Genomic DNA, 3451 nt, shown 5'->3' on the forward strand with positions numbered 1-3451 from the left:
GTAGTCTGTATGGCAACATGATTCGAACACATAAGTCAGGGATTACATATGTCTAAGATTACTGTAAAGGCTGGAGCAGATCACTTAGCAGATTTGGCCTGCGCTAAGCCAGTGTCAGCTTTAAGCGAACTGATATGGAATGGTTTTGATGCTAAATCAAAATCAGTAGAGGTAGTCATCAATAAAAACCCATTTTTCGATGGTATTGATTCTATTTTCATTAAAGATTCTGGCTCTGGAATCGACTTTGATAAAGTAGCTGATTATTTTGGAAATTTAGGCGAGTCTTGGAAGAAAAAAGCAAAGGCGGAAGGTGATCACTCGCTACATGGTCAATATGGTCGAGGTCGTTTTAAGTCTCTATCGCTAGGTGAAAAAGTAGTTTGGGTAACAACTTTTGAAAATAAAGGTGTTTTATATCAATATACTATATCAACTGATGCGAATAGGATTAGCGATTTCACAATAAGTGAGCCCATTAAGGTCTCTGATGGTAATACTGGCACTGTAGTTGAAATATACAATGTGACTCAAGTAGCAAATAGTCTTCTGTCAGATGATTCATTGTCTGATATTATAATGGAGTTTGCTTTGTTTTTAACAGAGTTTCCATCAAGACGTTTGATATTCTCAGGCGAAGCTATATCACCTGAAGAAGCGTGGTTAGATAAAAGGGATTATTCGATAGGAGATGTTACTCTCCCAAATGGAGAAATTGTTAATGCTTCTTTATCTATCATTGAGTGGAAAAGAAAAGTTAATAGAGAATTACATTATTGCGACTCTTTGGGATTTTCATACCATAAGGAAAAACTTGGTCAGTTAATTCGTGCGCCAGGTTATGATTTTACTCTTTATGCAAAATGTGATTATTTTAAAAAATTATATGAGAATAACTCAATAGGGCTTGGTGATCTCGTCCCTGAAGTTAAAAGTATAAAAGACGCAATCATTCATCAGGCAAGAACACATTTTGTAGATAAAGCCTTTATCAAAAAATCATTGATTGTGGACTCTTGGAAGGAGCAGGATATTTATCCTTACTCAGATGGAGTTGCGCTTGAGCCTACTAAAATAATTGAACAGAAAGTTTTTGATATTTTAGCTGTAAATGTTCAAAGTTATTTGAAAAGTTTTGAAACTTCAGATAAGAAAACAAAAAAATTCACTTTTATGTTGCTTGCTCAAGCTATAAGGCAAAATCCTGATTCTGTTCAGAAGATTCTTTCTGAAGTCTTGGGGCTAAAACCTGTAGAGCAAGATGAATTAGCTGAGTTGCTAGAGAGGACTACATTGTCATCAATAATAAGTGCCTCTAAAATTGTTTCAGATCGAATAAACTTTTTAAATGGTTTAGATAATCTTGTTCATGACAAAGACACAAAGAAAAATCTTCTTGAAAGAGACCAGTTGCATAAGATACTTGAACGTGAGGCTTGGGTTTTTAGAGATGATTTCTTTTTAGCAGGATCAGAAGACAGATTGGAAACCGTCTTAAAAAAACACCTCAGACATTTAGGTCGGAGAGAAGATATTGAATCTGAAGAACCTGTCTTGTTACCGGGTGGGAAACAAGGTAGAGTCGATTTGATGTTTTCCAAATGTCGTCAACCTTATGAAGGATATACAGAATATTTGGTTGTTGAATTGAAAAGGCCGTCACAAAAAATTGATTATGATGTTGTGGGTCAGATTGAAAAATATGCTATGTCTGTATGTTCGGATGAGCGGTTTGATCATGCGAACTCAAAATGGACTTTCATAGCAGTTTCAAACTCAATGGATGAATTTGCTAAAAGAAAAGCGCGAACGCGTGGATGGCCGAAAGGCAAGACTATGGATGATGCAGAGTACAATGTTGAAGTTTGGGTTATGACATGGGCTGAAGTTTTGAATGCAGCACGTGCCAAACTGAGCTTTTTTAGCAAACAACTAAATTATGAAGCAAGCCGAGATTCTGCAACATCTTACCTAGAAAAAACGCATAGAGAGTTTATTCCAGTCATTACTGAACAGTTTGAAGTAGCTGAAGGGGTTTATAAGCAATAAATCTGAAATGATTTGTATTATTCATAAGGCCTCGCTAATGCGGGGCTTTTTTATGCACATTGCAAACGCACATCAAACAGGATTAACTCATGGCAAAACCGGACTGGGGCGAGCTTCAGCGACGGTTCCTGTCCGATCATGCCGCAACCGGCGTATCACCGAAGGATTGGTGTGAAGCGCAGGGACTGAATTATACATCTGCGCGGCGCTACATTAAAAAGCCAACTGCGCAGACTGCGCAAAAACCTGCGCAGAAGAAATTGCGCACTGCGCAGAAAGAAAAAAGTGCAGAGGAACTGGTTAACAGCAAACTCAGCCCGAAGGTAAAGCGCTTCATTGCTGAATATCTGAATGACCAGAACGCCACGGCAGCAGCTGAGCGAGCTGGCTATAGTGATCCAAACTATGGTCGTCAGCTCATAATGAATCCTAACGTTGCGAACGCAATTGCGCAGCAGCAGAAAGAGTCGTTAATGCGTACGCTTGGCAGCGCTGACGAGGTGCTTACTCAGATGTGGCAACTCGCCACTTTCGATGCAAACCAGTTATCACAGTATCGCCGCGGTGCCTGCCGCTATTGCTGGGGCTTCAGTCATCACTATCAATGGCGTGATGCTGTTGAGTATGAAGAGGAGCGACTCGAAGCGGTTGAACGCAAACGTCGCGAGCCTGAGGACGTGGGCGGATATGGATATGACCATACGCAGGAACCAAACCCTGAATGTCCCCGTTGCAATGGAGATGGAGTAGGTCAGCCGTTTTTTGCCGATACACGCAAGTTGTCAGCTACGGCAGCGCTGGCATATTCCGGCGTTAAGCTTGGCAAGCACGGCGTTGAAATTACCGCGATAAGCCGCGAACGGATGTTTGAAGCCGTCATGAAGCGCCTCGGCCTGGCAGATAGTGAATTTGCGCAGCGACTTCAACAGATTGAAATCGAGCGCCGACAACTGGAAGTGGAAAAACTCCGTAAAGAATTGGCCGGCGATGGCGAGGATGATGAACCTACACCTGTTCAAATCAATATCAACGTAGTAGATGCGAGGGCGGACGATGGGGATCAGCCCGACACTTAACATCCCGCAGGCGCGCTTCCTCGCGATGAAGCACAAGTTCAAAGCCTACGTTGCCGGGTTCGGTTCCGGTAAGACATGGGTGGGTTGCGGCGGCATCTGCAAAGGGATGTGGGAGCATCCGAAGATTAACCAGGGTTACTTCGCGCCGACTTACCCGCAGATACGTGACATCTTTTACCCAACGATTGAAGAGGTGGCCTTCGATTGGGGCCTGAACGTCAAAATCAACGAGGGGAACAAAGAGGTTCACTTCTACGAAGGGCGGCGGTACCGCGGCACGACAATTTGTCGGTCGATGGAAAAGCCAGACACGATAGTCGGCTTTA

Annotated in this window: 3 protein-coding genes; all 3 read left to right on the forward strand. The window is 42.6% G+C overall.

From position 1 onward, the window contains the following. Window positions 1-48 precede the first annotated feature (48 nt). Window positions 49-2049, forward strand: coding sequence for an ATP-binding protein (locus KQJ19_RS22945; RefSeq protein ID WP_216404219.1), 2001 nt, complete (start codon window positions 49-51; stop codon window positions 2047-2049). A gap of 89 nt (window positions 2050-2138) precedes the next feature. Further along, entirely contained in the window at window positions 2139-3125 is a 987-nt protein-coding gene (locus KQJ19_RS22950) for a terminase small subunit (protein WP_216404220.1), read from the forward strand. Next, window positions 3103-3451 (forward strand): terminase family protein (locus KQJ19_RS22955; protein WP_216404221.1); only part of this gene is annotated, 349 nt, incomplete at its 3' end. The genes KQJ19_RS22950 and KQJ19_RS22955, both read left to right, overlap by 23 nt.

This window comes from Citrobacter sp. S46_ASV_140 (assembly GCF_018919545.1).
GTDB lineage: Bacteria > Pseudomonadota > Gammaproteobacteria > Enterobacterales > Enterobacteriaceae > Citrobacter > Citrobacter braakii.

Coding starts and splice junctions, on each gene's coding strand:
- KQJ19_RS22945 (WP_216404219.1), top strand. CDS start 49: ATGTCTAAGATTACTGTAAAGGCTGGAGCAGATCACTTAGCAGATTTG.
- KQJ19_RS22950 (WP_216404220.1), top strand. CDS start 2,139: ATGGCAAAACCGGACTGGGGCGAGCTTCAGCGACGGTTCCTGTCCGAT.